The sequence below is a fragment of the Cellulomonas soli genome, assembly GCF_013409305.1.
GTDB classification, from domain to species: Bacteria; Actinomycetota; Actinomycetes; order Actinomycetales; family Cellulomonadaceae; genus Cellulomonas; species Cellulomonas soli.
Genome location: NZ_JACBZJ010000001.1, coordinates 2,357,583 through 2,383,668 on the forward strand (window position 1 = coordinate 2,357,583; position 26,086 = coordinate 2,383,668).

A 26,086-nucleotide genomic window follows, 5' to 3' on the forward strand; every position below is an offset into this window, starting at 1 on the left:
CGTCATGAGCGGATGGGGTGCGGCGCTCGCCGCGGTGCTGCCGTCGATCGGTGTGGGGCTGCTGTTCTGGTATGCCATGCGCGCGGTCGTGAATGCGGACCGCACGGAACGGGCGGCCCTGGCCCGAATGGACGCCGCCGAGCGTGAGCAGGCTGCCGCGTCAGGCCGTGACGACTCTGTGAAGAATTCTGATTCCTGACATGTCGGATTGACGGCCCGCCGGGCCGGTGCAATGCTGTGCGCCGTCACCACATTCTTGATTCCCCCCGACAATCGGAGCCGACAATGGCGCAGAAGGTCCAGGTCCTGCTGGTCGATGACATCGACGGAGGCGCTGCGGACGAGACCGTGTCGTTCGCCCTCGACGGCATCACGTACGAGATCGACCTGACGGACGAGCACGCCACCGCGTTGCGCGACGCGTTCGCCCAGTGGGTCGGGCACGCCCGTCGCGTCGGTGGTCGTGCCGGCGCCCGTGGCGCGTCCGCGCGTGCCAAGCGCGGCACCGCGGCCGACTCGCAGGCGATCCGCGAGTGGGCCAAGGAGAACGGCCACCACGTGTCCGAGCGCGGCCGCATCTCGGCCACGATCAAGGCGCTGTACGAGGCCGCTCACTGAGCATCGCCTCTGCGTACCGACGAAGGCCCGGCCCCTCAGGGGGCCGGGCCTTCGTCGTCGTGCCGGTAGGTGCCGCGGCGGAGCCGCCGCCGCCCGAGCGGGTCAGGCCGGGCGGACGCCCGTCAGCTCGCGCACGGCGGCGTACTGCCGGCGCACGTGCGGTGCGGCCGGTGCGCTGAACACCTCGGCGGTGGAGGCCGCCGTCCACGCGGGCGCGTCCTCGGCACCGGACAGCACCCAGGCGGCCTGCCGTGCGGCGCCGTCGGCCACGTACTCGCCGGGCGTGGGCACGCTGACGTCGATACCCAGCACGGACGGCGCGACGTGCCGCACGGCCTGCGACTGCGCTCCGCCGCCGATGAGCAGCACGCGGTTGACCTGGACGCCCTGGGTGCGCAACGCGTCCAGCCCGTCGGCCAGGCCGCACAGCATGCCCTCGACCGCCGCCCGGGCGACGTGCGCGGGCGTGGTGTTGCCCAGGCGCAGCCCGTGCAGCGCACCGGTGGCGTCCGGACGGTTGGGGGTGCGCTCGCCCTCGAGGTAGGGCACGAGCACCAGGCCGTCGGCGCCCGCGGGTGCCGACAGCGCGAGCGCGGACAGCCCGGGGTGGTCGGTGCCGAGCATGCGTGCGGTGGCGTCGAGCACGCGCGAGGCGTTGAGGGTGCAGGCCAGGGGCAGGAACGCGCCGGTGGCGTCGGCGAACCCGGTGACCATGCCCGAGCCGTCGGCGGTGGGTGCCGCGGCGATGGCGGAGACGACCCCGGAGGTGCCGAGCGAGATCGCGACGTCCCCGGGCACGAGCCCGAGCCCGAGCGCGGCTGCGGCGTTGTCCCCGGCGCCGGGGCCGATCACGGGGTGCAGGGCGCCGATCACGGAGCGTTCGCCGGCCTCGTGCGGGCCGAGCACGCGCGGCAGCACGGCGGAGTGACCGAGCGCGAGCTCGAGCAGGTCGGTGCGGTAGTCGTCGGTGACGGGCGACCAGTAGCCGGTGCCGGAGGCGTCCGAGCGGTCGGTGCGCAGCGCGGCGAGCCCGGCGGCGCCGGACCCGGGGCCGTGACCGGCCAGCCGCCAGCTCAGCCAGTCGTGCGGCAGGGCGACGGCGGCCACGCGGGCGGCGTTCTCCGGCTCGGCGTCGCGCAGCCAACGCAGCTTGGTGACGGTCAGCGAGGCGACGGGCACCGAGCCGATGGCATCGGCCCAGGCCTGGGCGCCGGCCACCGGGTCGCCGTCGCCGAGCTCGGCGATCAGGTCGGTCGCGGCCGGCGCGGAGCGGGTGTCGTTCCACAGCAGGGCGTCGCGGATCACGGCGCCGTCGGCGTCGAGCGCGACCATGCCGTGCTGCTGCCCACCGACGGCGATCGCCTCGACGTCGTCGATGCCTCCGGCGTCGGCGATGGCGGCCTGGAGGGCGTCCCACCAGTGGTCGGGGGACACCTCGGTGCCGTCGGGGTGGCTCGCGCGACCGCTGCGCACGAGGGCACCGGTCGCGGCGTCACGGATGACGACCTTGCAGGACTGGGTGGACGAGTCCACCCCGGCGACGAGCGTCATGGGGCTGCTCCTGAGGAGTGAGGAAGTCAGGGGGTGGTGCCGGCGGGCTCGCGTCGGTGCGTGCCCGCATGTGCCGAGAGCCGGCCGGTCGGGTGCGGGGTGCGCACCGACCGACCGGCTCGTCGGGTCAGACCGTGTGGTGAGGCTGGTTCAGCGGGCGCCGAGCGCGTGCTCGAGGGCCAGCTGGTTGAGGCGCACGAAGTCGAAGCCGCGCGCGGCGACCGCGTCGACGTCGAGGTCCTCGTAGGCCGAGGTGTCGGCCAGCAGGTCGGCCAGCGTCTCGCCCTCGGCGAGGGTCGGGACGGCGAGCTCGAGCACGCCGGACGCCTCGAGCGCCTCCTGCACCTCGGGGTCGGCCCGGAATGCCAGGGCGCGCTCCTTGAGCAGCAGGTAGGTGCGGATGTTGGCCTCGGCCGACGCCCAGACACCGTCGAAGCTCTCGGTGCGCGAGGGCTTGTAGTCGAAGTGGCGCGGGCCGTCGTAGCGCGGGCCACCGCTCGGGAAGCCGTTCTCGACCAGGTCGACCGTGGCGAACGCGGAGAACAGGTCACCGTGGCCGAACACGAGGTCCTGGTCGTACTTGATGGAGCGCTGGCCGTTGAGGTCGATGTGGAACAGCTTCTCGGCCCACAGCGCCTGGGCGAGGCCCGAGGTGTAGTTCAGGCCGGCCATCTGCTCGTGCCCGGTCTCCGGGTTCAGGCCGACGATGTCGCCGTGCTCGAGCTGGGCGATGAAGCCGAGCGCGTGGCCGACGGTCGGGAGCAGGATGTCGCCGCGGGGCTCGTTGGGCTTGGGCTCGATCGCGATGCGCAGCGAGTAGCCCTTCTCCTTGATGTACGCGGCGACGGTGTCGATGCCCTCGGCGTAGCGGTCGTGCGCGGCCTTGAGGTCCTTGGCCGAGTCGTACTCGGCGCCCTCGCGGCCACCCCACATGACGAAGGTGTCGGCGCCGAGCTCGGCGGCCAGGTCGACGTTGCGGACGACCTTGCGCAGGCCGTAGCGGCGCACGCGGCGGTCGTTCGAGGTGAACGCGCCGTCCTTGAAGATCGGGTGGCTGAACGTGTTGGTCGTGACCATCTCGACCGTGATGCCGGTCTCGGCCAGCGCGCCCTTGAAGCGGGCGAGGATCTGGTCGCGCTCGGCTGCGCTGGAGCCGAACGGCACGACGTCGTCGTCGTGGAACGTCACGTGCGCGGCGCCGAGCTCGGCGAGCTTGTGCACGGACTCGACGGGGTCGAGCCACGGGCGGGTCGCGCTGCCGAACTGGTCCTGGGCGTTCCAGCCGACGGTCCAGAGACCGAAGGAGAACTTGTCTGCGGGGGTGGGCTTCGTTGCCAAGGGAGTGCCTCCTCGTCGAGTTTTGTTTCCTGCATGAATTTATCCCCGCCGCAGCGGTAAGGTCAAGCCATGCCCAGCCGCGACGACGCCCAGGTGGCGCGACAGGACCGGATGCGCGAGCACAACCTCAGCCTCACCCTGCGCCGGGTGGTGGACTCGCGCACGCCGCTGTCCCGCGCCGAGGTCGCCGCGTCCACCGGGCTGGCCCGCGCGACCGTGTCCGGCATCGTCGACCAGCTCATCGCGGCCGGTCTGGTCCGCGAGCTCGACCCCGTGTTCCGGCAGCGCGCCGGCCGTCCCGCCGTCCCGCTCGCACCGGCCCGGGGGACGGTCGCGGGCGTCGGCATGGAGGTCAACGTCGACTACCTCGGCGTGCGCGCGCTCGACCTCGCCGGCACGATCCTGGCCGAACGGCTCGAGCAGGTCGACCTGCGCGCCTCCGACCCCGCCGACGTGCTCACCCGGCTCGCCCGGCTCGCCGCCGACGTGCTCGCCGTGCTCGACGAGACCGGGGTGCGGGTGGCGGGCACCGCGCTCGCGCTGCCCGGCCTGGTCGACCGGGTGACCGGCCCGCTGCGCGTCGCACCGAACCTGCGCTGGCGTGACCTCGACGTCGTCGCCGAGCTGTGCCGCGAGCCCGCGCTGGCCGCGCACCCCCCGCGGCTGGCGAACGAGGCGAACCTGGCCGCCCGCGCCGAGGCGCACGCGCGTCGCGACACCGGCGACGGCCCGCCGAGCTTCGTGTACGTCTCCGGCGAGGTCGGCATCGGTGGCGCGCTCGTGCTCGACGGCGAGATCTTCCTCGGCCGGCACGGGTGGAGCGGGGAGATCGGGCACATGGTGCTCGACAGCTGCTCCGAACGGGGCACGCTCGAGGAGCTGGCCGGACAGGACGCGATCCTGCGCGCCGCGGGCGTCCCCGTCGGGCTGCCGATCGAGACCCTGACCGCCGTGCTCGACCACGGCGACCCGCAGGAGCGGGAGGTCGCGCGCACCGCGGTGCGCGGGGCCGGGCGCTCGCTCGGGATCGCGCTGGCGAACGTCGTGAACGTGGTCGACATCGGCGAGATCGTGCTCGGCGGCACGTTCTCGCTGCTCTTCGACGACCTGCAGCACGAGGTCGCCGCCGAGCTCGCCCGTCGGGTGATCTTCGCCCCGTGGTCCCCGTTGCAGGTCTCGCGCGCCGTCGCGGACCCGTACCCCGCCATGACCGGCGGCGCGCTCGCCGTGCTGCGCACCGTGGTCGCCGAACCGGCGGCGTGGCTGCGCGCGACCGACTGACCCGTACTCTCGGGGATCGTGAGCACGCAGACCTCGGCACCCCGCCCGCTGTGGATCGGCACCTACCCCGTGGCCGGTGCCGGGACGCCCACCGGGCTCGGCGAGGGCATCTGGCGGGTCGACCTGGACGTCGTCACCGGCGCGCTCAGCGGTGCGCGGCAGGTGGCCGTGACCCCTTCGCCCTCGTTCGTCCTGGCCCACCCGGCCGGCACGGTCGTGTACGCGGCCGACGAGTCGCAGGTCGGCGCGGTCACCGCATTCGCCGTCGAGCCGGACGGCGGGCTGCGCCCGCTGGCCACCGTCGCGTCCGGCGGCGCGTACCCGTGCCACCTCGCGCTCGACGACGAGGCGCGCACGCTGTACGTCGCCAACTACGCCTCGGGCACGCTCGCGGTGCTGCCGCTGACCGCCGACGGCTCGTTCGGTCCGCAGGTGCTGGAGGCAGGCGGCCCGGTGCAGATCTTCGGGCACGTCGGCTCGGGTCCGGACGCCGAGCGCCAGGAGGCCCCGCACGCGCACTTCGTCGCGCTCGCCCCGGGCGGCCGCCACGTGCTGGTCGTCGACCTGGGCACCGACGAGCTGCGCCGGTACGTGCGCGACCCGGACTCGGGGCTGCTCGCCGCCGACGGGATCGCCGCGACCTTCCCGGCAGGGGCCGGTCCGCGACACCTCGTCCTCGCTCCCGGCGCCGGAGGTCCGGCAGGTGCGCTGGATGCCGCCGAGCCGGGCATCGCCTACGTGGTCGGCGAGCTCGACGGCCACGTGCACGTGCTGGCCTGGGACGTACCGAGCGCCACCGGCACGCTCGTCGCCTCCGTACCGACGCAGGCGGCCGCGCCCGGCACGGGAAGCCCGACCGGGCTCCGGCTGTCCCGCACCGGTGCGGCTCCCGAGGGGCCCGCCGTCGTGCCGTCGCTCGGCGCGCACATCACGCTCGACGGCGACCGCCTGCTGGTGGGGGTGCGCGGCGCGGACGTGCTGGCCGAGCACCGGATCGACCCCGAGGCCGGTCGGGTGCCGCAGCATCGCGCGGACCGCCCGCTGCCCGGGTCGTGGCCCCGGCACCACGCGGTCCTCGCCGGGTGGACGCTCGTCGCGCAGCAGATCGCCGGGGGAGTGGTCGTCCTCGCCGCCGACGGCACGGTCGCCGGGCACGCGGACGTCCCCGCGCCGACGTGCATCACGCCCGTGGTGGCCGTCGGAGCCTGATCCACGGACGAGAATGCTGTCCCGGACCGTCCGCAGGAAGGAGCCCCCGTGACCCCCGAGCGAGCGCCGCGCGTCGCGATGCTCTCCGTGCACACGTCCCCGCTCGACCAGCCCGGCACGGGCGACGCCGGCGGGATGAACGTGTACGTGCTCGAGCTGTCCCGTGCGCTCGCAGCGCGGGGTGCCCGCGTCGAGATCTTCACGCGCGCCACCTCCTCCGACCTGCCCGAGACGGTCGTCCTCGACGGCACGGACGCCGACGGCGGTCCGCTCACCGGTGACGCCGCACGCCAGGTGCTGCTGGCCGACCAGGTGCCCCCGCTCGTCGTGCCGCCCGTGCTGGTGCACCACGTCCCGGCGGGCCCGTTCGAGCGTCTCGACAAGAACGACCTGCCCGGCGTGCTGTGCGGCATGGCGGCGGGCGTGCTGCGCTCGGAGGCGGCCCGGCGCCCGGGCTGGTACGACGTCGTGCACTCGCACTACTGGTTGTCGGGCCAGGTCGGGCGGCTCACCGCGGAGCGCTGGGAGGTGCCGCTGGTGCACACCGCGCACACGCTCGCGCGCGTGAAGAACGCCTCGCTCGCCCCCGGTGACACGCCCGAGCCGACCGCGCGGATCCTCGGCGAGGAGGAGCTCGTGCAGGCCGCGGACGCCCTCGTCGCGAGCACCCCGGTCGAGGCGGGCGAGCTCGTCGACCTCTACGGCGCCGACCCCGATCGCGTGCACATCGTCGAACCGGGCGTCGACCTCGACCGCTTCACCCCTGGCGGACCCGCCGCGCGTGCGGAGGCCCGCCGGGCCCTCGGCCTGCCGCTGGACCGTGACGTGGTGCTGTTCGCCGGGCGGGTCCAGGCGCTCAAGGCCCCTGACGTCCTCGTCCGCGCGCTCGGCGTGCTCGCCGCGACCGGCCGGCCGGTGCCGCTGCTCGTGGTGCTCGGAGGCCCCAGCGGGCGGTCGACGGCCGTGCGCGAGCTGCAGGCGCTGGCCGCCGTCACCGGTGTCGCCGAGCACGTCCGCGTGCACCCTCCGGCGGACCGCGACACGCTCGTCAGCTGGTACCGCGCGGCCGACGTCGTGGCCATGCCGTCGCGGTCGGAGTCGTTCGGCCTGGTCGCGGCCGAGGCGCAGGCGTGCGGCGTCCCCGTGGTCGCGGCGGCCGTCGGCGGGCTGCGCACGATCGTCGACCATCGCGTGTCCGGTCATCTGGTCGAGGGGCACGACCCTGCCGTGTGGGCCGACGTGCTCGCCGGTGTGCTGGCCGACCCGGCGTGCCGGCTGCGCCTGGGGGCCGCGGCGCGCACGGTAGCCGAGCGTTTCGGGTGGGACGCCGCCGCGGACCGCATGCTCAAGGTGTACGAGGTCGCCCGCGAGGCCCGGACCGCACCGCGCGTGTGACTCCTGCTGCCCGTGGGACGGACGTCCCTGCGTGCGTCGGCGCCCCGTGGGGCAGGATTGGCCCATGACCTACACCCTCGTGCTCCTCCGCCACGGCGAGAGCGAGTGGAACGCCAAGAACCTGTTCACCGGCTGGGTCGACGTGGCCCTGTCCGAGAAGGGCGTCCAGGAGGCCAAGCGCGGCGGCACGCTGCTCACCGACGCCGGTGTGCTGCCCGACGTCGTGCACACCTCGCTGCTGCGTCGCGCGATCACGACCGCGAACTACGCGCTCGACGCCGCCGACCGCCTCTGGATCCCGGTCAAGCGCAGCTGGCGCCTGAACGAGCGTCACTACGGTGCGCTCCAGGGCAAGGACAAGAAGCAGACGCTCGAGGAGTACGGCGAGGAGCAGTTCATGCTCTGGCGTCGTTCCTACGACGTCCCGCCGCCGGACATCACGCTCGGCTCGGAGTTCTCGCAGGACAGCGACCCGCGCTACGTCGGTGAGCCGATCCCGCGTGCCGAGGCCCTGGCCCAGGTGCTCGTGCGTGCGCTGCCCTACTGGCAGTCGGACATCGTGCCGGACCTGCAGGCGCGCAAGACCGTCCTGGTCGCCGCGCACGGCAACTCGATCCGCGCGCTGGTCAAGCACCTCGACGACGTGGACGCGGACACCATCGCCGGGATCAACATCCCGACCGGCATCCCGCTCCTCTACACGCTCGACGAGGAGACCCTCAAGCCGACGAACCCGGGCGGGACGTACCTCGACCCCGAGGCCGCGGCCGAGGCCATCAAGGCGGTCGCGAACCAGGGTCGCTGACCCCAGGACGCGCACGAAGGCGCCGGCACCCCGCGAGGGGGCCGGCGCCTTCGTCGTCTCGTGCGGACGTCTCCCGGGGGTCGTCCGCACGAGACAGGTACGAGACAGGTACGAGACAGTCACGAGACCGTGCGCGCGGGCGGGAACGAGGCGGGCCCGCACGCCACCCCCCGGTGATCGTGCGGGCCCGCAGCTTCCGTGCCCCGCTCGGCGCGTGCAGCGCCGGGCCTCAGGCCGTGGGTGCGTCCACCTGCTCGGCGAAGTCGCCGGTGACGAGGAACACCACGCGCCGGGCCACGGACACGGCGTGGTCGCCGAACCGCTCGTAGTAGCGCCCGAGCAGCGTGACGTCGACCGTCTCCTGCGGCGTGCCCTTCCACGAGCCGCCGAGCAGCGCGGTGAACGTGTCCTCGTGCAGCTCGTCGAGCAGGTCGTCGTCCGCCTCGATGCTCTCGGCGAGCGCGAGGTCCCGGGACCCGAGCAGCGTCGTGGTGCGCCGGGCCACGCGGACCGCGGCGTCGTGCATCTCGGAGAACGTGCCGGACAGCGGCTGCGGCACGGCCTTGCGCGGGTAGGTGCGCCGGGCGACCTGCGCGATGTGCCGTGCGAGGTCTCCCATGCGCTCCAGCGAGGCGCTCATGCGCAGCGCGGAGACCACGACCCGCAGGTCGGTCGCGACCGGCTGCTGCTGGGCGAGGAGCAGCACGCAGCGCTCGTCGAGCTCGCGCTCCACGGCGTCGATCGCCAGGTCGTGCGCGATCACCGACTCGGCGAGGGCGAGGTCGCCCGTGCCCAGCGCGATGCCGGCGTTGGTGATGGCCTGCTCGACCCGGGCGCTCATGGCCACCAGGTCCTGACCGAGCTGCCTCAGCTCGGCGTCGAAGATCTCCCGCATGTGCTCCCTCTCCGGTGCGTGCGGCGACCAGGCTCGCACGGGCAGGTGAACGGTTCTCCTCGCCCAGGTGAACACTGGACGGCCGGGGCGTGCCCCGACGCCCGCGGTGCAGGGCACGCCTCGCGGACGCCCCTAGGGTGTGGGCTGTGGAGGGGATCGACGGGCTCACCTTGCTGCTGGCCGGTGCGCTGGGGCTGCTGACCGGCATCGGTGCCGCCTGGGCGTTCGGCTGGAGCGAGCGGGCGCTGCGTACCGTGCCGCCGCAGCCCGAGCCGGAGATGGACGACGGCCTGGTGCGCACCATGGCGGTGCTGCGCTCGGCGGCGGTCGCGCTCGACCCCGAGGACACCGTGGTGCGCGCGAGCCCACCGGCGCACGCGCTGGGCATCGTGCGCGACGGGCGTCTGCAGCACGCGGCGATCCGTGAGCTGGTCGCGGCCGTGCGGCGCGACGGCGTCATCCGGGACGAGGAGCTCGACCTGCCGCGCGGACCGCTCGGCCACGGCCGCATGCTGCTGCAGGTCCGGGTCGCGCAGGTCAACCCGCAGTTCCTGCTCGTGCTCGCCGAGGACCTCACCAAGGAGCGTCGGCTCGAGGCGGTGCGCCGCGACTTCACCGTCAACGTCTCGCACGAGCTGAAGACCCCCGTCGGCGCGCTCTCGCTGCTGGCCGAGGCGGTCGAGGACGCCGCCGACGACCCGGTCGCGGTCCGGCGGTTCGCCGCCCGGATGGGTTCGGAAGCCACCCGGCTGTCCGTGCTGGTGCACGAGATCATCGAGCTGTCGCGGCTGCAGGTCTCCGGTGCGCTCGACGAGATGGGTGTCGTCGAGCTCGACGACGTCGTCGCCGAGGCGGTCGACCGGGCCCGGACGACCGCGGGCGCCAAGAACGTCGAGCTGGTCGCCGGCGGCGACCGCGGCGAGCAGGTGGTGGGGGACCGCGCGCTGCTGGTCACCGCCGTGCGCAACCTGGTCGACAACGCGGTGGCCTACTCGGCGCCGAGCACCCGGGTCGGCATCGGTGTGCACCGGGCCGGCGACCTGGTGGAGATCGCCGTGGTCGACCAGGGCATCGGCATCGCCGTGGCCGACCAGGAGCGCGTCTTCGAACGGTTCTACCGCGTCGACCCGGCGCGTTCACGTGACACCGGCGGCACCGGGCTGGGGCTGTCGATCGTCAAGCACGTCGCTGCCGACCACGGCGGCGAGGTCACCGTCTGGTCCCAGCCCGGCAAGGGGTCGACCTTCACCCTGCGTCTGCCCCGCAACGAGAGGACGTCCACCCCGTGACCCGCATCCTGATCGTCGAGGACGAGCCGTCGTACTCCGAACCTCTGGAGTACCTGCTCACCCGGGAGGGCTACGACGTGGTCACCGCGGCGACCGGCCCCGACGGGCTCGCCCGGTTCGACGAGGGCGGTGCCGACCTGGTGCTGCTCGACCTCATGCTGCCGGGCCTGCCGGGCACGGAGGTCTGCCGGCAGCTGCGCCAGCGTTCGGACGTGCCGGTCATCATGCTGACCGCGAAGGACGGCGAGATCGACAAGGTCGTGGGCCTCGAGCTCGGGGCGGACGACTACGTGACGAAGCCGTACTCCTCGCGCGAGCTCATCGCCCGGGTGCGGGCGGTGCTGCGCCGTCGCGCGGCCGTCACGGCCGGGCCGGCCGGGCAGCAGCAGCTCGAGGTCGACGAGGAGGACGAGTCGGTCCTCGTGCTCGGCCCGGTGCAGATGGACGTCGAGCGGCACACGGTGCACGTGCGCGGCGACCTCGTGGCGTTCCCGCTCAAGGAGTTCGAGCTGCTGGAGATGCTGCTGCGCAACCCCGGCCGGGTGCTCACGCGCATGCAGCTCATCGACCGGATCTGGGGTTCGGACTACGTCGGTGACACCAAGACCCTCGACGTCCACGTCAAGCGTGTGCGGGCGAAGATCGAGGTCGACCCGGGTGCGCCCGAGCTGCTGCAGACCGTCCGGGGGCTGGGCTACAAGCTGGCCGACTGACGGCCCCTGCTGGACGGCCGACCATCCGTCGACTGACGTTCACCTGGGGTTCACCCACGACCTGCGGACCGGTCATCTGGGCTTCCTACGGTCGGACCACGGCGGCGCACAGACCGGTGCGCGCCTGGACCGACAGGACGGAACACAGTGAAGCTCTCCTTCCACCGCAGCGTCGGGGCGGTCGCCCTGACCGGCGCCCTGGCCCTCACGCTCGCGGCCTGCGGCTCGGACGACCCCACGGGTACCGCCTCGAGCGCCTCGGGTGAGCAGACGGAGGCGACCTCGACGCTGAGCGGCGAGCTCAACGGCGCGGGCGCGAGCTCGCAGGAGAAGGCGATGGACGCCTGGCGCGCCGCCTTCCAGAGCACGAACCCTGACGTCACGGTCAACTACGACCCGGTCGGCTCGGGCGGTGGCCGCACGCAGTTCCTCGAGGGCGGCGTGCTGTTCGCCGGCTCGGACTCGGCCCTCAACGAGGACGAGATCGCGCAGTCGGCCACCGTGTGCACCACGCAGGCGATCGACCTGCCCGTGTACGTCAGCCCGATCGCGGTCGTCTTCAACCTGGACGGCGTCTCCGAGCTCAACCTGACCCCGGCGACGATCGCGGGCATCTTCAACGGCACGATCACCACGTGGGACGCGGCCGAGATCAAGGCCGACAACCCCGACGCGACGCTCCCGTCGCTCGCGATCACGCCCGTGCACCGCTCGGACGACTCGGGCACCACGAAGAACTTCACCGACTACCTGGCCAAGGCCTCGGGTGGCGCGTGGACGTACGAGGCCGACGGCGTGTGGCCGATCGAGGGCGGCGAGTCCGCTCAGGGCACCTCCGGTGTCATCCAGACCGTCCAGGGCGGTCAGGGCACCATCACGTACGCCGACAACTCGGCGGCCGGCACGCTCGGCAAGGTCAGCATCGCCGTCGGCGAGGACTTCGTCGCACCGTCCGAGGAGGGTGCCGCGGCCGCGGTCGACGCCTCCCCGCGGGACGACACCCGGGCCGCGAACGACATCGTCATCAAGGTCGACCGTGAGACGACCGAGGCCGGCGCCTACCCGCTGATCCTCGTCAGCTACGCGGTCGCCTGCCTGCAGTACGGCACGCAGGAGGACGCCGACCTGGTCAAGGGCTTCCTCAGCTACGTGACGAGCGCCGAGGGTCAGTCGGCCGCCGAGGACGCGGCGGGCTCCGCCCCGATCTCGGACACGCTCCGCACGGACGTGCAGGCCGCGATCGACGCGATCACCGCGGGCTGATCTCCCGCCAGGCCGCCGATGGTCGGCCCGTCCCCTCCGCGGGTGACGGGCCGGCCATCGGCAGCCGTACGACAGGACACCGCAGCACTTCGGCAGGAGCACCGTGACATCCACCCAGAGCATCCCCACCCCGGGGGCGTCGGTCCCAGGGGCGGGTTCGCCGGCCCCCGCCGGTGAGTCGCCACGCGGCGGCGGCCGCCCTCGCCGGGCGGGCGCGTCGGGCCGACGCACGTCGCGTCGCGCGGCCGACCGCGGTGCCAGCCGCGGGTTCCGGTGGCTCGCCACCGGAGCGGGCGCCCTGATCCTCGTGGTCCTCGCCGCGGTCGCGGTGTTCCTCGTGATCAAGGCGTGGCCGGCGCTGAGCACGCCTGCCGGGCAGCTGGCCGACGAGGTGAGCCTGCTCGGCGGTTCCACGCTGCTGGAGTTCGTCGGACCGCTCGTCTTCGGCACGGTCCTGGCCGCCGCGCTGTCGCTGCTGCTGGCGATGCCCGTGGCGCTCGGCATCGCGCTGTTCACCTCGCACTACGCCCCGCGTCGCCTGGCGAACGTCCTCGGCTACGTGGTCGACCTGCTCGCGGCGATCCCGTCGGTGGTCTACGGCCTGTGGGGCAGCCTGGTGCTGGCCCCGGCGATCCAGCCGCTGTGGGCCTGGCTGGGCACCGCGTTCGGGTGGTTCCCGCTGTTCTCGGGGCAGGTCTCCCCGACCGGTCGGGTGCTCGCCACGGTCAGCATGGTCCTGGCGGTGATGATCCTGCCGATCATCACGGCGGTCACCCGTGAGGTGTTCCTGCAGACGCCGCGCCTGCACGAGGAGGCGGCCCTCGCGCTCGGCGCGACCCGCTGGGAGATGATCCGCACCGCCGTGCTGCCGTTCGCACGCTCGGGGATCGTGTCCGCCGCGATGCTCGGTCTCGGCCGCGCGCTGGGCGAGACGATGGCCGTCCTGATGATCCTCTCGCCCGGGATGCTCTACTCGTTCAAGCTTCTCGTCGCCGGCCAGCAGCAGACGATCGCCGCGAACATCGCCGGCCAGTTCCCCGAGGCGAACCCGATGGGCGTCTCCACGCTCATCGCGACGGGTCTGGCCCTGTTCCTCATCACGCTGCTGGTCAACATGGCGGCCCGTGCGATCGTCGCGCGCCGCAAGGAATTCTCGGGGGCCAACTGATGACGACCACGACCCCGTCGACCACGCCGTCGCCGGCCCCGGCGAGCGACCTGCGCACTCTGCTGGAGACGCACGACCCGCGGCGCCGACGTACCGATGTGCTCATGCGGGTGCTGATCACCGGGGCGTTCGTGCTCGCGATGGTCCCGCTCGTGTCGGTCGCGTGGACCGTGCTGTCGAACGGCCTCGAACGGTTCAACCTGGACTTCTTGCAGTACTCGATGCGCGGCGTGTACGGCGGCATGGACGCCGGCGGCATCTACCACGCGATCGTCGGCACGGTCGAGATCACGTTGTTCGCGACGCTCATCTCGGTGCCGATCGGCCTGCTCGCCGCGGTCTACCTGGTCGAGTACGGCAGCGGTGCGCTGGCCCGTGCGGTGACGTTCTTCGTCGACGTCATGACGGGCATCCCCTCCATCGTCGCCGGTCTGTTCGCGTACGCGCTGTTCGCGGTCGTGCTCGGCCCGGGCGTGAAGATGGGTGTCGTGGGGTCGGTGGCCCTCTCGGTGCTGATGATCCCGGTCGTCGTGCGCTCGTGCGAGGAGATGCTGCGTCTGGTCCCGAACGAGCTGCGTGAGGCGGCGCTGGCACTGGGCGTGCCGAAGTGGCTCGTGGTGGTCAAGGTCGTGCTGCGGACCGCGGTCGCCGGTATCGGCACGGGCATCATGCTGGCCATCGCGCGCGTCATCGGCGAGACGGCCCCGCTGCTCATCACGGTCGGTGTCGTCGACTCCATCAACTTCAACCTGTTCGACGGGCGCATGATGACCTTGCCGGTGTACGTGTACCGGCAGTTCCAGCAGGGCCTCGTCCCGTGCACCCCGGGCGACACCGCGTGCATCCCGACGGTCAACTACGACCGTGCGTGGGCCGCGGCGCTCACCCTCATCCTCATCGTCATGCTGCTCAACCTGATCGGGCGCCTGATCACCCGCTTCTTCGCCCCCAAGAACCTCGGCTGAAAGACACACCCATGGCACAGCGCATCGACGTCAAGGACCTGAACATCTACTACGGCGACTTCAAGGCCGTGGCGGACGTGCAGATGGAGATCGAGCCGCGTTCGGTGACGGCGTTCATCGGCCCGTCGGGCTGCGGCAAGTCGACCTACCTGCGCACGCTCAACCGCATGCACGAGGTGATCCCGGGCGCCCGCGTCGAGGGCACCGTCGAGATGGACGGCGTCGACCTGTACGCCGACTCGATCGACCCGGTGGCGGTCCGTCGTCAGGTCGGCATGGTGTTCCAGCGGCCGAACCCGTTCCCCACGATGTCGATCGCGGAGAACGTGCTGGCGGGCGTGCGGCTGAACAACCGCCGCATCTCCAAGGGCGACGCGCAGGACCTGGTCGAGCAGTCGTTGCGCGGGGCGAACCTGTGGAACGAGGTGAAGGACCGGCTGGCACGTCCGGGCTCGGGCCTGTCGGGCGGCCAGCAGCAGCGCCTGTGCATCGCGCGGGCCATCGCGGTCAAGCCGCAGGTTCTGCTGATGGACGAGCCGTGCTCGGCTCTCGACCCGATCTCGACGCTCGCGATCGAGGACCTGATCTCCGAGCTGAAGTCGGACTACACGATCGTCATCGTCACGCACAACATGCAGCAGGCCGCGCGCGTCTCGGACCGCACGGCATTCTTCAACCTGGCAGGGACGGGCCAGCCGGGCCGTCTGGTGGAGATCGACGACACGGCGACGATCTTCTCCTCGCCGCGTGAGCGGGCCACGGAGGACTACATCTCGGGCCGCTTCGGCTGATCGGCGGGCCACGCGCGAAGGGGCGGTCCCGGCAGGTCTGCGTGCCTGCGGGACCGCCCCTTCGTGCGTCGTGGTGCGCTCTCAGCCGGCGGCGGGGACCAGGTCGGCGTACTCGGGCAGGGTGCCGTCCAGCACGGGCACGTCGAGCTGGTCGGAGCCGGCCGACCCGGTCGCGATCGTGACGGAGGTCAGCGCGCCGGGGGCGGCGTCCACCGTGTCGATCGCGAAGGTCTCGCCTGCGTCGCCGCCGAAAGTGACGACGCCGCCTGCCGGGACCCGCACGGTGCTCTCCGTGCCGGCGACCGTGAGCGTGACCTTGGCGGTCTCGGTGCCGTCGTTGGCCAGGCCCCCGATGAGCACGCCCGGCTCGCCCTGCGCAGCGGTGACGACCAGCAGGTTGACGGCGCGCACGTCCCCGAGGGTGGTGCCCACGCCGTCCGCCGCGCTGTACCCCTGCGCGGTCTGCAGCGGATTGGTCGCCGAGCAGCCGCTGAGACCTGCGACGGCGAGCGCGGCCAGTGCCAGGCCGATCGCGCGGGTGCGGTGACGGCGGGCGCCCGCAGGGGGCGTGCGCCGGGTCCGGAGGGGGGCCGACGGGGTGGTCGACACGGTCGACGGGGTCACGACTACTCCTCGGTGGGGGCGTGGGCAGACCGCCCCAGAGTATCCGTCCGGTACGAGCATCCGGGGTTCATCGTTCTGACCTGCAGGAACGCGTCACGAATAGGAAATCCGGGCCGCGATCGTGGCAAAACCGGCGTGGTAACATAGGCCTCTGCGAAAGGGGACACCAGCAGATGACTTTCACTGTTGGGGAGACGGTTGTCTACCCGCACCACGGTGCAGCGTTGATCGAAGAGATCAAGACCAGGACCATCCGCGGAGAGGACAAGCTCTACCTCAAGCTCAAGGTGGCCCAGGGTGACCTGACCATCGAGGTGCCTGCGGAGAACGTCGATCTGGTGGGCGTCCGCGATGTCGTCGGCCAGGAGGGCCTCGACCGCGTGTTCGAGGTGCTCCGCGCGCCGTACACGGAGGAGCCGACGAACTGGTCCCGCCGGTACAAGGCCAACCTCGAGAAGCTGGCCTCGGGCGACGTCATCAAGGTCGCCGAGGTCGTTCGCGACCTGTCGCGTCGTGACGCCGACCGCGGTCTGTCCGCGGGTGAGAAGCGCATGCTCGCCAAGGCACGCCAGATCCTCGTCTCGGAGCTCGCACTTGCCGAGCACACCGAGGAGGAGAAGGCCGAGGCGATCCTCGACGAGGTCCTCGCGTCCTGACGCGCCTCGCCATCACGCCCTGATCTTCCTGAGCCGCGTCCCGTGACCGTCGCCGTCGTCCTGACAGCTGCCGGTGGCGGGACGCGGCTCGGTCATGTCCTGCCCAAGGCGCTCGTCCCCGTGCGGGGCGAGCCCCTGGTCGTGCACGCAGCACGTCGACTGCTGGGTGCCCGCACGGCGGAGGGTGAGCCCGTCGTGCACGCGCTCGTCGTGACCGCACCTGCCGGGCTGGTCGAGGAGTTCTGTGCGGCCCTCGAACCGTTGAGCCGCGCACTCGACCTGCCTGGCCCGACGGGGGTGCCCGGGCCGACGGCCCGGCCCGCGGTGCGCGTCGTCGTCGGCGGTGCGAGCAGGCAGGCCTCCGTGGCCGCCGGTCTCGCGACGCTCCCGCCCGAGGTCGACGTCGTGCTCGTGCACGACGCGGCGCGACCGTTCGCGCCGGGGGACCTCGTCGTGCGCGTCGTCGACGCGGTGCGCGCCGGGCACCGGGCGGTCGTGCCGGGACTGCCCGTCGTCGACACCGTCAAGCAGATCGACCCCCTGACGCACGTCGACGCCGCGACACAGGGCGACGGTCCGGCGGAGGCCGGGGACCCGGCCGTCGTCGGGTGGGCCGTGCGGGCGACCGTGCCGCGGGACACGTTGCGGGCCGTCCAGACACCGCAGGGCTTCGACCGCGCCCTGCTCGACCGTGCCCACGCCGCCGCGGCGGCCCACGCGCACGACGAGGCCGTCGCCGCCTCGGACGACGCGGGGCTGGTCGAACGACTCGGCGAGCCCGTCTGGGTCGTGCCGGGCGACGAGCGCGCCGCCAAGATCACCACCGCTCGCGACCTCGTGATCGCCGAGCTGCTCGGCGACGACCGCGCGCCCGTATGAGGACGGAGCCCTGATGAGCCAGACCGTCGGCAGGTACCCGGTGCCGCGCACCGGGATCGGCGTGGACGTGCACGCCTACGACCCCGATCCGGCGCCCGGTGCCGTGCTGCACCTGGCCGGCCTGGCCTGGCCGGGGGAGCGCCCGCTCGCCGGGCACTCCGACGCGGACGTCGCCGCGCACGCCGCGGCGGACGCGCTGCTGTCGGCCGCCGGGCTGGGTGACCTCGGCTCGAACTTCGGCACGGCCGAACCCGAGTGGGCCGGTGCGGCCGGTGCGGTGCTGCTCGCGGAGGCCGCACGCCGGGTGCGGGCCGCCGGCTTCGAGATCGGCAACGTCGTGGTGCAGGTGATCGGCAACCGCCCGCGGCTCTCTCAGCGGCGGTCGGAGGCCGAGAGCGTGCTCTCGGCAGCGGCCGGTGCCCCGGTCAGCGTCTCGGCGACGACGTCCGACGGGCTCGGGCTGACCGGTCGCGGCGAGGGCGTCGCCGGGATCGCGACGGCGCTGGTCCTCCCGGCCGAGCGGGACTGAGCCGAGCGGGACCGAGCCGGACGAGGCTCAGCCGGACGGGACCGAGCCGGACGGCTGCCGAGCAGCACCCCGGCCACCACGAGCGAACCGAGGACGATCTCGACGACCGGGGTCGGCTCGCGCAGCAGGAGCCAGGACGTGCCGATCCCCACGACCGGGACCAGCATCGAGAACGGCGCCACGGTGCTCGACGGGTGCCGGGCCATGAGAGTGGTCCACAGACCTGAGCCCAGCAGCGTCGCCACGAGGACCGTGTAGAGCAGCCCGGCGACCGCGAGCAGCCCCTGACGCGAGCCCAGGCCGGACAGGGAGCCGACGATCGCCGAGGGGCCCTCCGTGGCGAGCGAGAGGGCGAGCATCGGCAGCGGGGGCACGACCGACATCCACAACGTCAGCCGGAAGGGCTCGGTGGCTCGGGCCTGCCGGTTGGCGAGGCTCCCCAGAGCCCAGCCGAGCCCGCCGCAGAGCGTGAGCAGCACGGGCAGGAACGTGGCGCCGCCGTCGAGCTGCGCCCGGTGCACCGCGATGCCGCCGAGGCCCAGGACGGCGAGCGCGATCCCGGCCGCCTGCCGGGCGTGCAGCCGCTCGTGCAGCCACAACCCGGCCAGCAGGACCGTGAACGGCGCCGAGGCCTGCAGCACGAGCGAGGCGAGGCCCGTCGGCATGCCCGTGTCCATCGCGAGGTAGAGGAAGACGAACTGCAGCACGCCGAAGCCGAAGCCGTAGCCGAGGATCCAGCGCCAGGCCACGTCCGGCCTCGGCACGAGCAGCACGGTCGGCACCGCGATGAGGGCGAACCGCAGCGCGACGAGGAAGAACGGCGGGAACTGGGCGAGCGAGAGGTGGATGGCGAGGAAGTTCAACCCCCAGCACCCGGCGACGAGGACGGCGAGGAGGCGGTCGCGCAACGGCATGCGGCGAGTCTGGCCCCGCCCGACCGTTGAGCACCATCGACTTCTGGTGAGATGTCCTTGTAGCGTCGCTGCATGATCGATCTCGACCCGCGGGCGCTGCAGACCTTGCGGACGGTCGGCACGCACGGCGGGGTGACCGCGGCCGCGGCGGTGCTGCACCTGACGCCGTCCGCTGTCTCGCAGCAGCTCGCCGGACTGCAGCGGGACGTCGGCGTCGACCTGACCGAGCGGGTGGGGCGCGGGCTGCGGCTGACCCCCGCCGGGCGCGCGCTGGCCGACGCGGCCGTCGACGTGGCCGTGGCGCTGGAACGGGCCCGTGCGGCCTGCGAGACGTTCCTCGAGCGCCCCGAGGGCGTCGTGCGGGTCAGCGCCTTCCAGAGCGGCGCCCAGCTGCTCCTGCCGGGTCTGCTGACGCGCGTGGCGCGTCTGGGCGGCATCACGCTGGAGTGCAGCGACGAGGACGTCGCGCAGGACGCGTTCGCCGCGCTCACCGACCGGGTCGAGGTCGTCGTCGCGCACCGGCCGGACCTCAGCCACGACTGGTCCACCGCGGGTGCCCGGGTGCTCAGCGTGCCGCTGCTGCGCGAGCCGCTCGACGTGGCCGTGCCGCGCGGGCACCGGTTGGCGTCGCGGACCCGCCTGGAGCCGGCCGACCTGGTCGGCGAGGAGTGGATCGCGGTGCGCGACGGGTTCCCGGTGGCGACCGTGCTCGCGGCGGTCGCCGCAGCCTCGGGCCAGGCGCCGCGGATCGTGCACCGGATCAACGACTTCCACGTCGTCGAGTCGCTCGTCGCCGCAGGTCACGGCATCGCGCTGCTGCCGAGGTACACCTCGGGAGCAGACCCCGGGGTGCGGCTGGTGCCCCTGACGGGGGTGCGCGCCGGGCGCCGGATCGAGGCGTTGGTCCGCCCGGACCGGGCCGAGCGGCTCGTCGTGCGGCGGGTCCTCGACGAGCTGCAGGCGCTGGCCGCCGAGGTCGTGGGGGCGCGACCGCAGTGACAGCGGACATGACCGGATCGGGTGCCGGGCCGAGTCTCGACCGAGTCCCGACCGAGCCTCGACCTGGTCCCGCCCGAGTCCCGAAGTGCATGCCGGACCTGCTCGAACCTCACACCGGGTTGGCATCGCTAATCGGACATATCCCCTGTAGCGTCCCGCCCGTGACATCGACGTCTGAGCACCTCTCGTACGGTCAGGCGCGGACGGGAGCGCTCCCGCGACTGACCTCCTCCGGACTCCCGGTCCGTGCCCCCGTGGCGCGGGTCCGGGTGCGTGTCCGCATACCCTCGGAGGTCCTGGAGGCCGCCTGGGAGGGGTTGCAGAACCTCGACGACGTGCACCAGCCGGTCCTGCGCGGACCGCTGCCGCCGCGTCCGGTCTTCTGAGCCCAGGCGTCACTGCACGCTGACGCCTCTGCGCCCTCAGGCCTCTCAGCCCTGACGTCTGCGAGCCCGCGCCGGGGCCGTCAGGGCAGGAGCACGAGCTTCCCGCGGGCGTGGCCCGTGCGGCTGTCCCGGTGCGCCTCCGCGGCGGCCTCGAGCGGGTACGTGCGTGCGACGTGCACCTCGATGGAGCCGTCCGCCGCAAGCTCGACGAGCTGGCCGCGCGCGGCCTCCCGCACCTGCGTGCCCGGATCGGCGCCGCGTCCGGAGCCCAGCACCAGGATGCCGAGCTCCGTGCCGCGCGCGAACCCTGCGAGCGTCGCGATGCGCGAGCGGTCCGCCACGAGCGCGACGGAGGCGTCCAGGGCCTCGTCCGTGCCGACCGTGTCGACGGCCACCGTCACCGGCCCCACGGTGGCCTCCAGGGCGTGCAGGCGCTCGACCAGACCGTCTCCGTAGGCCACGGGGACGGCGCCCAGCTCGCGCAGGTCGTCCGCCGACGCCGCCGAGCCGGTCGCGACCACCCGGGCTCCGCGCAGCACGGCCAGCTGGACCAGCAGGCGCCCGACCCCGCCCGTGCCGCCGTGCACCAGGACGACGTCACCGCTGCCGGTCCCGGTGGCGGCGAGCGCGTGCACGGCGGCGACGCCCGTGACCAGGAGCCCGGCGGCCTGCGCCCACCCCAGCGAGGCCGGTCGGCGCACGCAGGACTGCTCGGGAACGACGACCCGCGAGGCGTACGCGCCGCTCACGGGCCAGGCGACGACCTCGTCGCCGGGTGCCAGCCAGCGCACCCCGGGGCCGACCTCGGCGACGACGCCGCTGGCCTCCAGGCCCAGACGCATCGGCAGGCGCGCGGGATCGTGGCCGGCCGTGCCGGAGTACGACTTCCAGTCCCACGGGTTGACGGCCGCGGCCCGCACGTCGAGCAGGACCTCACCGAGGCCGGGCGGGCCGGGGTCGATCGGCACCACCTGCAGGACCTCGGGGCCGCCGTAGGCGGTCGCGACGACGGCACGGGCCTGGGCAGGGGCGGTAGGCACCAGGACAGGGTGCACCCGCGTCGGCGCGGGGCACCAGGGGTCCGCGCGCCTGTGGCACGCACAGGCATCACTCGTTCGTGGCGAGGACCCGGTCCAGGTAGTCGTTGCGGAACATGCCGTCGGGGTCGGCGCTCGTCCGCACGCGGCGCACGTCGGCGAACCTCGGGTACAGCTCGGCGAGCCGGGTCGCGTCGAGCCCGTGCAGCTTGCCCCAGTGCGGGCGCCCGTCGACCTGCGCGACGATCCGCTCGACGGCGTCGAAGTAGCGCACGTGCGGCAGCCGCAGGTACTGGTGCACGGCCACGTAGGCCGTCGCGCGCCCGTGCGCGGTCGAGAGCCAGACGTCGTCCGCGGCGGCGAAGCGCACCTCGACGGGGAACGGCACGTACGTGCCCGAGGCCGTGATCCACGCGTCGATCGCGGCCAGCACGTCGACCAGGTGCTCGCGCGGCACGGCGTACTCCATCTCGCGGAAGCGCACGCGGCGCGGGGAGACGAAGACCTCGTGCGACGGTGCGGTGTAGCGGCGGGCCGACAGGGCGCGCGTGGCGATGCGGTTGACCTGCGGCGTCGCGGCCGGGACGAGGGTGGTGAACCTGTTGGTGAGGCCGAACACGCCGTTCGACAGGAGCTCGTCGTCGACCCAGGCGCGTGTGCGGGAGAGCGGCTCGACGACGCTGTCGGGCACCCGGTTGTTCCGCTTGGTCAGGGCGCCGCGCGTGTGCGGGAACCAGTAGAACTCGAAGTGGTCGTTGGCCTCGACGAGGCCGTCGGGTCCGTCGAGCTGCTCGAGGACGGCGTCGAGCGCCCAGGGCTCCTCACGGGCCTGCAGGCGGAAGGCGGGCACGACCTCGAGGGTCACGGCGGCCAGGAGGCCGACCGAGCCGAGCCCGAGCCGGGCGACCTCGAACAGCTCGCTGTGCTGCGTCGGCGAGGTCTCGAGGACCTCGCCCGCGGCGGTGACGAGCCGGGCGCCGACGACCTGGGTGCACAGGCCGCCCAGCCCGGCGCCCGTGCCGTGCGTGCCGGTCGAGATCGCGCCGGCGATCGACTGCTTGTCGATGTCGCCGAGGTTGCGCATGGCGAGCCCCCGGCGGCCGAGCTCGGCGTTGAGGCGCGCCAGCCGGATGCCCGCGCCGACGGTGACGTGCGCCGTCCCGTCGGGCCGGACGTCGACCTGCTGGACGTCGGCGAGCGCGTCCAGGTGCACCTGGATCCCGTCGGTGACGGCCGCGCCGGTGAACGAGTGCCCGCCGCCCACGGCGCGTACGCGGCGGCCGTCCGCCTGCCGGACGAGCGTGCGCAGGGCGTCCTCGTCCTCGGGGTGCGCGACGTGCGTCGGTGACGCACTCTCGGTGCGTGACCAGTTCTCCCAGTGCGCTGCGACGCTGCGGCGACCCATGACGTGAGGGTCGCCTGGACACCTGTCCACGTCAAGTGGACCCGTCACACCCCAACGTTGACTATCGTCATGCCCACCATGATCGACAGAAGGACGGGGAGGGCCCGATGAACCGCCTGCCGGTGGCCGAACGACGCGAACAGCTCATCGAGGCGGCACTGACCGTCGCCAGCCGGGACGGCATCGACGCCGCCACCGTGCGCGCCGTGGCAGCACAGGCAGGGGTGTCGCTCGGCGTCGTGCACTACTGCTTCCAGGACAAGGCCGAGCTCATGCGGGCCATGGCGCACGCGATCACCGGGCAGAACGCCGCGAGCGGGTTGACCGACCTGCCCGAGGACGCCGATGCCGGCACGGTCATCGAGGTCGTCCTGGGCGGCCTCTGGGAGGGCATCAGCGCCCACCGCGGCGCCCAGCTGCTCAGCTACGAGCTCACCACCTCCTCGCTGCGCCACGGCGACCTCGCCCAGGTGGCCAAGGAGCAGTACACCGGCAGCTGGGCGGCCGCCGAGCAGGCGCTCGAGCTCATCGAACGCACGGCCGGGATCACCTGGGCGCTGCCCCGCACCGAGCTGGCCCGCGTGGTCGTCGCGCTCGTCGACGGGTACACGCTGGCCTGGCTCGTGGACGGGGACGACGCGGCCGCACGCGAGGGGCTGCACGGTTTCGGCGGATACCTGGCGAGCCTGACCCGTCCCGCACCCGCAGCCGTGCCCGTGCACCCGGCCGCCCCGGCAGACGTCCCTGCGCCGGGTGCCGCGCTCGACCCGGCCGCGGTCACCGCTGCGGACGCCTGAGTGCGCGCCGCGGCGGACCTGCCGGCACCGGGCCCGGGCGTGCGCGCCGCCCGGGCCGCGGTCTCGGCCGGGTTCGCCGCCCAGGGCTTCGTGTACGCGCTCGTCCTGACCAGCCTCGACTCCTTCAAGGACCGGGTCGGCATCGACGACGGGCAGGTCACGCTCGTCGTGCTCGGCGTCTGCGTCGTGGCGGCGCTCGGGACCTGGCTGGCCGACGGCCTCGCCCGCACGTCACGCGGCAGCCGGCTCGTCCTCGTCGTGGGACTGGGCACGCTCGTGGTGGCCGTCGTGCTCGCCGCGATCGCCCCGACGTTCGCCGCGCTCGCAGCAGCGTTCGCGGTGTACGGCCTCGGCCTCGGCCTGGTCGACGCGGGCACGAACATGCAGGCGGTGAGCGTGCAGCGGGCCTACGGGCGGTCCCTGCTGACCGGCTTCTACGCCTCGTGGACCGTCGCCGGCATCGTGGGTGCGCTCGTCGTGTCGTCCTCCGGTCGGCTCCCGGCAGGCGTGCCGGACGGCCTCGCCCTGCTCCCGGGGACGCTCGTCGCGGGCGCCGCCGCCCTGGTCGTGGCCCGGTGGGGCTGGCGCCTGCGTCCCGTCGACGTCACGCCGCCCGACCTGGACGCCGCACTGGTCGACCTGCCGGCGGCCCCCGTCGCGGGCGGCCTCCCGGACGCGCCTGCCGACGACTCCGCCGGCGGAGGCGCGGTCGTGCCGTGGGGTCCGGTCCTGCTGCTCGGCCTGGGCGTCGTGGCGTTCTACGTCGCCGACTCGGCGGTGTCGACCTGGAGCACCATCTACCTCGGGGACGTGCTGCTCGCGCCCTCGGCCGTCGCCCCGCTGGCCTACGCGGCCTACCTGGTCACGACGCTGGGCTCGCGCCTCGCCGGCGACCGGTGCGTGCGCCGATGGGGTCGAGGAGCGGTCGTGCGCGTCGCGGCACTCGTCGGCGCCGCCGGGCTGGCCATCGTGGTCGTCGCCGGGTCCGTGCCCGTCGGCCTGCTGGGGTTCGCGCTCGCGGGCGCTGGGCTCGGGCCGATCGCACCGCTGTGCTTCTCCGCCGCCGGGAGCCTCGCACCGGGGCACGCCGACGCGGTCGTCGCCCGGCTCAACGTGTTCAACTACGTGGGGGCGGTGCTGGGCGGTGTCCTCGTCGGGGCGCTGGCCACCGCCTCGACGTTCCGTGTCGGCTTCGTCGTCCCGGTGGTCCTCGCGCTCGCGGTCGCCTCCGTCGCCGGGCGGTTCGGCCCGCGCACGGACGAACCGGCACCCGACCCGCACTCGCAGGAGGTCCGCGCATGACGCTGGGAGCAGGGCTCGGAAAGCAGGGCGCAGGGCTCGGAAGGCCGGGAGCAGGGCTCGGAGCGCGACTCGACGCCGCCACGAAGGGCCTGCCCGCACCGCTGGCGGTGCTGGACCTCGACGCGCTCGACGCGAACGCCGTGGACCTGGTCCGGCGGGCTGCGGGAACGCCCGTGCGGCTGGCCAGCAAGTCGCTGCGCGTGCGGCACGTGCTCACGCAGGTGCTCGCCCGGCCCGGCTTCGCCGGGGTGATGGCGTACAGCGTGCGCGAGGCGCTCTGGCTCGTCGGTCACGGCGTGCACGACGTCCTCGTCGGCTACCCGAGCGTCGACACCGAGGCGCTCGACGCGCTCGCGGCCGACCCGGTGGCGGCAGCGGGGATCACCCTCATGGTCGACGACGTCGCCCAGGTCGACCTGCTCGCGCAGGCGGCGGCACGGCACGGGACGGACGGGGCGCACGGTGCTCGCGGTGCCCGGCTGCAGGTGTGCCTCGACGTGGACGCGTCGTTGCACCTGCGGGTCGGGCCGTGGAGCGCGCACCTCGGTGTCCGCCGCTCTCCCGTGCACTCCCCGCGCGAGGCCGCCGAGCTCGCCGGCCGGATCGCCGAGCGCGACGGCGTGCACGTGCGCGGGGTCATGTTCTACGAGGCGCAGGTCGCCGGTATGCCCGACTCCGACCTGCTCGTGCGGGCCGTCAAGCGTGCCTCCGTCGCGGACCTCGACCGGCGGCGCAGGCTCGTGGTCGACGCCGTGCAGGACACCCTCGGTCACCCGCTCACGCTCGTGAACTCCGGTGGGTCGGGGTCGCTCGAGTCGAGTGCCGGCGACCCCGTCGTGACCGAGGTGACCGCGGGCTCCGGGCTGTACGTGCCGACGTTGTTCGACCACTACCGCTCCTTCGCCCCGCGCCCGGCCGCCTACTTCGGGCTCGACGTGGTGCGAGTGCCCGCGCCGGGCTACGCGACGGTCTTCGGTGGTGGGTACGTGGCCTCCGGCCCCGCGACCCGCAGCCGGCTCCCGCGTCCGGTCGCCCCGGACGGCCTGCTGCTCACCGGTCGGGAGGGCGCCGGTGAGGTGCAGACCCCGCTGCGCACCCGCGGGCAGGACCTGCGGGTGGGGGACCGGGTGTGGTTCCGGCACGCCAAGGCCGGCGAGCAGATGGAGCGGTTCGACACCGTGCACCTGGTGCGCGGCGACCGGGTCGAGACCTCGGTGCCGACCTATCGGGGTGAGGGCCGCACGTTCGGCTGACCCGCACGTCGGACTGACCCGCAC

Annotated in this window: 26 protein-coding genes and 1 pseudogene; 20 read left to right on the top strand and 7 right to left on the bottom strand. The window is 73.6% G+C overall.

From position 1 onward, the window contains the following. Positions 1-4: 4 nt before the first annotated feature. Positions 5-199: a hypothetical protein gene (locus BKA22_RS10940; RefSeq protein ID WP_146953514.1), complete on the top strand. Its 195-nt coding sequence runs from the start codon at positions 5-7 to the stop codon at positions 197-199. Positions 200-285: 86 nt separating this feature from the next. Further along, a complete protein-coding gene (locus tag BKA22_RS10945) occupies positions 286-618 on the top strand; it encodes a histone-like nucleoid-structuring protein Lsr2 (protein ID WP_146953513.1) in 333 nt (110 codons plus the stop codon). A 102-nt stretch (positions 619-720) separates the two neighbouring features. Here BKA22_RS10945 and xylB read toward each other — a convergent pair whose 3' ends face one another. Then, on the bottom strand, positions 721-2,169 hold the full coding sequence (gene xylB / locus BKA22_RS10950) for a xylulokinase (protein ID WP_146953512.1): 1,449 nt from the start codon (positions 2,167-2,169) through the stop codon (positions 721-723). Positions 2,170-2,319: 150 nt separating this feature from the next. Beyond that, positions 2,320-3,507 (bottom strand): xylose isomerase, encoded by a 1,188-nt coding sequence (gene xylA, locus BKA22_RS10955; RefSeq protein ID WP_146953511.1) that lies wholly within the window; start codon positions 3,505-3,507, stop codon positions 2,320-2,322. 69 nt (positions 3,508-3,576) lie between these two features. Between xylA and BKA22_RS10960 the strand changes: the two genes are divergently transcribed. The 4 genes from BKA22_RS10960 (at position 3,577) to BKA22_RS10975 (ending at position 8,197) form a co-directional block, all read left to right on the top strand. Next, positions 3,577-4,788 (top strand): ROK family transcriptional regulator, encoded by a 1,212-nt coding sequence (locus tag BKA22_RS10960; RefSeq protein ID WP_146953510.1) that lies wholly within the window; start codon positions 3,577-3,579, stop codon positions 4,786-4,788. An 18-nt stretch (positions 4,789-4,806) separates the two neighbouring features. Then, positions 4,807-5,997: a lactonase family protein gene (locus BKA22_RS10965; protein ID WP_223203629.1), complete on the top strand. Its 1,191-nt coding sequence runs from the start codon at positions 4,807-4,809 to the stop codon at positions 5,995-5,997. Positions 5,998-6,045: 48 nt separating this feature from the next. Next, positions 6,046-7,392, top strand: coding sequence for a glycosyltransferase (locus BKA22_RS10970; protein ID WP_146953509.1), 1,347 nt, complete (start codon positions 6,046-6,048; stop codon positions 7,390-7,392). A 64-nt stretch (positions 7,393-7,456) separates the two neighbouring features. Further along, positions 7,457-8,197, top strand: a complete 741-nt coding sequence (locus BKA22_RS10975) for a phosphoglyceromutase (RefSeq protein ID WP_146953508.1) — start codon at positions 7,457-7,459, stop codon at positions 8,195-8,197. A 229-nt stretch (positions 8,198-8,426) separates the two neighbouring features. Here BKA22_RS10975 and phoU read toward each other — a convergent pair whose 3' ends face one another. After that, positions 8,427-9,092 carry a phosphate signaling complex protein PhoU gene (phoU, locus tag BKA22_RS10980; RefSeq protein WP_146953507.1) on the bottom strand — a complete coding sequence of 222 codons (666 nt, stop codon included), beginning with the start codon at positions 9,090-9,092 and terminating at the stop codon, positions 8,427-8,429. A gap of 146 nt (positions 9,093-9,238) precedes the next feature. On the opposite strand from phoU, the gene BKA22_RS10985 reads away from it, so the two are divergent. The 6 genes from BKA22_RS10985 to pstB all read left to right on the top strand — a co-directional run bounded on the left by BKA22_RS10985 (position 9,239) and on the right by pstB (position 15,281). Then, a complete protein-coding gene (locus BKA22_RS10985; protein WP_146953506.1) occupies positions 9,239-10,381 on the top strand; it encodes a sensor histidine kinase in 1,143 nt (380 codons plus the stop codon). After that, entirely contained in the window at positions 10,378-11,094 is a 717-nt protein-coding gene (locus BKA22_RS10990) for a response regulator (RefSeq protein ID WP_146953505.1), read from the top strand. Before BKA22_RS10985 ends, BKA22_RS10990 begins: the two co-directional genes overlap by 4 nt. Positions 11,095-11,241: 147 nt before the next feature. After that, positions 11,242-12,357, top strand: coding sequence for a phosphate ABC transporter substrate-binding protein PstS (gene pstS, locus BKA22_RS10995; RefSeq protein ID WP_146953504.1), 1,116 nt, complete (start codon positions 11,242-11,244; stop codon positions 12,355-12,357). A gap of 103 nt (positions 12,358-12,460) precedes the next feature. Further along, positions 12,461-13,525: a phosphate ABC transporter permease subunit PstC gene (gene pstC / locus BKA22_RS11000; RefSeq protein WP_223203628.1), complete on the top strand. Its 1,065-nt coding sequence runs from the start codon at positions 12,461-12,463 to the stop codon at positions 13,523-13,525. Further along, the gene (pstA, locus tag BKA22_RS11005) at positions 13,525-14,490 is read left to right on the top strand and encodes a phosphate ABC transporter permease PstA (RefSeq protein WP_146953503.1); all 966 of its coding nucleotides are present in this window, start codon (positions 13,525-13,527) and stop codon (positions 14,488-14,490) included. Before pstC ends, pstA begins: the two co-directional genes overlap by 1 nt. 11 nt (positions 14,491-14,501) lie before the next feature. Beyond that, positions 14,502-15,281, top strand: a complete 780-nt coding sequence (gene pstB / locus BKA22_RS11010) for a phosphate ABC transporter ATP-binding protein PstB (protein ID WP_146953502.1) — start codon at positions 14,502-14,504, stop codon at positions 15,279-15,281. Positions 15,282-15,362: 81 nt separating this feature from the next. On the opposite strand, the gene BKA22_RS11015 is transcribed toward pstB, so the two are convergent. After that, positions 15,363-15,905: a hypothetical protein gene (locus BKA22_RS11015; protein ID WP_146953501.1), complete on the bottom strand. Its 543-nt coding sequence runs from the start codon at positions 15,903-15,905 to the stop codon at positions 15,363-15,365. Positions 15,906-16,078: 173 nt separating this feature from the next. Between BKA22_RS11015 and BKA22_RS11020 the strand changes: the two genes are divergently transcribed. From BKA22_RS11020 to BKA22_RS11030, 3 genes and pseudogenes are all read left to right on the top strand, one after another. Then, complete coding sequence (locus BKA22_RS11020; protein ID WP_028046210.1) at positions 16,079-16,561, top strand: CarD family transcriptional regulator; 483 nt, start codon at positions 16,079-16,081, stop codon at positions 16,559-16,561. Between the two features lie 42 nt (positions 16,562-16,603). After that, a complete protein-coding gene (locus BKA22_RS11025; protein WP_146953500.1) occupies positions 16,604-17,440 on the top strand; it encodes an IspD/TarI family cytidylyltransferase in 837 nt (278 codons plus the stop codon). A 13-nt stretch (positions 17,441-17,453) separates the two neighbouring features. Further along, positions 17,454-17,888: pseudogene (locus BKA22_RS11030) on the top strand (2-C-methyl-D-erythritol 2,4-cyclodiphosphate synthase); the annotation flags it as partial. Here BKA22_RS11030 and BKA22_RS11035 read toward each other — a convergent pair. Continuing rightward, positions 17,813-18,883 (bottom strand): EamA family transporter, encoded by a 1,071-nt coding sequence (locus BKA22_RS11035; RefSeq protein ID WP_425549823.1) that lies wholly within the window; start codon positions 18,881-18,883, stop codon positions 17,813-17,815. The pseudogene BKA22_RS11030 and the gene BKA22_RS11035 sit on opposite strands and share 76 nt — an antisense overlap. A 72-nt stretch (positions 18,884-18,955) precedes the next feature. Between BKA22_RS11035 and BKA22_RS11040 the strand changes: the two genes are divergently transcribed. Further along, complete coding sequence (locus BKA22_RS11040; RefSeq protein WP_146953498.1) at positions 18,956-19,882, top strand: LysR family transcriptional regulator; 927 nt, start codon at positions 18,956-18,958, stop codon at positions 19,880-19,882. A 161-nt stretch (positions 19,883-20,043) separates the two neighbouring features. Beyond that, positions 20,044-20,268, top strand: a complete 225-nt coding sequence (locus tag BKA22_RS11045) for a hypothetical protein (protein ID WP_146953497.1) — start codon at positions 20,044-20,046, stop codon at positions 20,266-20,268. Between the two features lie 80 nt (positions 20,269-20,348). Here BKA22_RS11045 and BKA22_RS11050 read toward each other — a convergent pair whose 3' ends face one another. Both BKA22_RS11050 and BKA22_RS11055 read right to left on the bottom strand, forming a co-directional pair. Beyond that, positions 20,349-21,308, bottom strand: a complete 960-nt coding sequence (locus BKA22_RS11050; protein ID WP_146953496.1) for an NADP-dependent oxidoreductase — start codon at positions 21,306-21,308, stop codon at positions 20,349-20,351. Positions 21,309-21,375: 67 nt separating this feature from the next. Continuing rightward, positions 21,376-22,710, bottom strand: coding sequence for a D-arabinono-1,4-lactone oxidase (locus BKA22_RS11055; RefSeq protein ID WP_146953495.1), 1,335 nt, complete (start codon positions 22,708-22,710; stop codon positions 21,376-21,378). A 107-nt stretch (positions 22,711-22,817) separates the two neighbouring features. Between BKA22_RS11055 and BKA22_RS11060 the strand changes: the two genes are divergently transcribed. The 3 genes from BKA22_RS11060 to BKA22_RS11070 are packed head-to-tail and all read left to right on the top strand — an operon-like array spanning position 22,818 to position 26,062. Beyond that, entirely contained in the window at positions 22,818-23,507 is a 690-nt protein-coding gene (locus BKA22_RS11060; protein WP_146953494.1) for a TetR/AcrR family transcriptional regulator, read from the top strand. Then, positions 23,508-24,809, top strand: coding sequence for an MFS transporter (locus BKA22_RS11065; protein ID WP_146953493.1), 1,302 nt, complete (start codon positions 23,508-23,510; stop codon positions 24,807-24,809). Next, positions 24,806-26,062, top strand: coding sequence for an alanine racemase (locus tag BKA22_RS11070; RefSeq protein WP_146953492.1), 1,257 nt, complete (start codon positions 24,806-24,808; stop codon positions 26,060-26,062). Before BKA22_RS11065 ends, BKA22_RS11070 begins: the two co-directional genes overlap by 4 nt. The last annotated feature ends 24 nt before the right edge of the window (positions 26,063-26,086 follow it).